This is a genomic window from Streptomyces sparsus (assembly GCF_054776295.1).
Window position 1 is genome coordinate 1,492 of the sequence record NZ_BAAHCA010000494.1, and the last position, 2,159, is coordinate 3,650.

At 72.9% G+C, this 2,159-nt stretch carries 2 protein-coding genes and 3 pseudogenes; 3 read left to right on the plus strand and 2 right to left on the minus strand.

All coding sequences use genetic code 11. From position 1 onward, the window contains the following. Positions 1 to 156, minus strand: a pseudogene (locus ACYVE9_RS19075) (LLM class flavin-dependent oxidoreductase); the annotation flags it as partial. A 139-nt stretch (positions 157 to 295) separates the two neighbouring features. Here ACYVE9_RS19075 and ACYVE9_RS19080 point away from each other — a divergent pair. Beyond that, positions 296 to 538 (plus strand): annotated as a pseudogene (locus ACYVE9_RS19080) (DNA-binding protein); the annotation flags it as partial. A gap of 100 nt (positions 539 to 638) precedes the next feature. On the opposite strand, the pseudogene ACYVE9_RS19085 reads toward ACYVE9_RS19080, so the two are convergent. Then, positions 639 to 833, minus strand: a pseudogene (locus tag ACYVE9_RS19085) (LLM class flavin-dependent oxidoreductase); the annotation flags it as partial. A 118-nt stretch (positions 834 to 951) separates the two neighbouring features. Between ACYVE9_RS19085 and ACYVE9_RS19090 the strand changes: the two are divergent. Together ACYVE9_RS19090 and ACYVE9_RS19095 are read left to right on the plus strand one after the other, a co-directional pair. Next, positions 952 to 1,818, plus strand: a complete 867-nt coding sequence (locus ACYVE9_RS19090) for a Cof-type HAD-IIB family hydrolase (RefSeq protein WP_461029098.1) — start codon at positions 952 to 954, stop codon at positions 1,816 to 1,818. Between the two features lie 80 nt (positions 1,819 to 1,898). Beyond that, the coding region (locus ACYVE9_RS19095; protein WP_461029099.1) for a hypothetical protein at positions 1,899 to 2,159 on the plus strand (261 nt) is incomplete at its 3' end.

A 2,159-nucleotide genomic window follows, 5' to 3' on the forward strand; every position in this document is an offset into this window, starting at 1 on the left:
ACCGAACCACGTCCTGTCCCGGAACGGCACCCGCCAGGACAGGTGGTCGTAGGTGTAGGCGGTGTCGAAGCCCAGTTCCTCGGCCCGCTGCCAGACCTTCCGCCCCTCGCTCCACCGGTGGATGGGAAGGATCACCGTACTCAGACGCAGACTCATGTGCACGAGCCTACGTCCGCCGGGTCAGCGGTCGGCCTTCGTTTCGGGCTGTCAGCCGACGAGCGCGGAAGCGTCTGGCTGCCGATGCCTGTCGGCCTGGACCGCTGCTGAACCGGCGCATAGCGCAGTCACCCAGCAGGTGAACCTGCCCCGGCTGCACTGGGCGCTCTCCCGGGTCAAGGTGGAGCCGGTCGCGGAGGCAGCGGCCAGAGCAGCCGCCCACCTGCTCGAAGTCACTGGTCCGCACGGGCACACGTACGCGGTCGACGCCACAGTCGCGGAAGCAGCCCTGCGCCAGCCCGGCCCGGTTGCCGTCCTCACCTCGGACGTCGATGACATGGCCCGGCTGTGTGGCGGCAAGGTCCGGATGATCGGACTGTGACCGCGACGCCGTCCCGCCGGGGAGCGCGGACTCATGCGCTCATGTGCTCGACAGCCGAAAGCCGAAAGCCGAAAGCCAGGATCACCGCAGGCCGGCCCGCGACAGGCGAGAAGGGCCTGACTGACGTCGCCAGGGTGCCCAGCCGCAGCCGCTCGGTGGCGGTGGCGGCGGCCGTCAGCGTGGGCAGCGCACCGAACCACGTCCTGTCCCGGAACGGCACCCGCCAGGACAGGTGGTCGTAGGTGTGGGTGATGTGGAAGCCCAGGCCCGCAGCCGCCACCCCCACCGCCCCCACCGCCCTCGACCGCCCTCGACCGCCCGCAGCCGTCGCCGCCTGCCGGGTGAACGTGAGAAGCAGCTCATCCGGGCACCCGACCGCCCGTCTGTGCGCGCATATGCGCGAGGATGTGACCGTGACTGACCCCGCCGCTACCCACCGTCGCCCGAACCCGCTTCTCGGGCCGCCGCCCCGCCTGATCGCCACCGATCTGGACGGCACGCTGCTGCACGACGACAAGACCGTCTCGGACCGCACGGTCGCGGCGCTGGCCGCCGCCGAGCGGGCCGGCATCGAGGTCTTCTTCGTCACCGGCCGGCCGGCCCGCTGGATGGACGTGGTCAGCGACCACGTGCACGGGCACGGCCTGGCCATCTGCGCCAACGGTGCCGCGGTGGTGGACCTGCACCAGGGCCGGCGCATCGTGGGCGTGCGGGAGTTGGACGTGCCGGGGGCGCTGTCGGTGGTGGCCGCGCTGCGCGCCGCGACACCCGGCGTGAGCTTCGCCGTGGAACGTACCGGGGGCATCCACTACGAGCCGGACTACCCCCCGTTCTTCGAGGATCCGGGTGCGGCGATCGCCCCGGTCGCCAAGCTGCTCGCCGGTGACTCCGCGCACGCCGACCAGCCGGTCCTGAAGCTGCTCGCCCACCACCGCACGCTCGACCCGGACGTGTTCCTGGACCGGGCGCGGCAGGTCGCGGGCACGTACGCCTCGTTCACCCGGTCCAGTCCGTCCGCGCTGCTGGAGATCAGCGGCCCGGGGGTCAGCAAGGCCGGCACCCTCGCCCACTGCTGCGCGGAGCGCGGCATCACCGCCGAGGAGGTGGTGGCCTTCGGGGACATGCCCAACGACCTGGAGATGCTGAACTGGGCCGGCACCGCCTACGCGATGTCGAACGCGCACCCGGCCGTCCTGGCGGCGACACCGCACCGGACGCTGTCCAACAACGAGGACGGGGTCGCCGCCGTCATCGAGCGGATAGTCACCGAAGGACGCTGAGCATCCGGACGGGCGCAGCCGGTGGCCGTCCCGGGCGGGTGTCTGTTGCCTTCCGCCCGGGGCCTGGCTACGGTTCCGAGGTGGCAGCGACCGGGGGACCCGCCGAACGGCCCCCGCACGTCGGGATCCGCGACGCCGCCCCGCTGATCACCCGCCGGCCGCGACCCCCGGCCCGCCGGTCGGCCGGCCGGTCCCGATCGCAGGCCCGACACCCGCGACTCCCGGCCCTGCACCCCCAGTTCTCCGCCCGCGGCTCGGCACTCGGCGTACTGGCCCTGATCGCCGCACTGCTCGGTGTCCTGACCGGGCACGCGTACCCCGTCCACGTCGTGCCCGCCGCC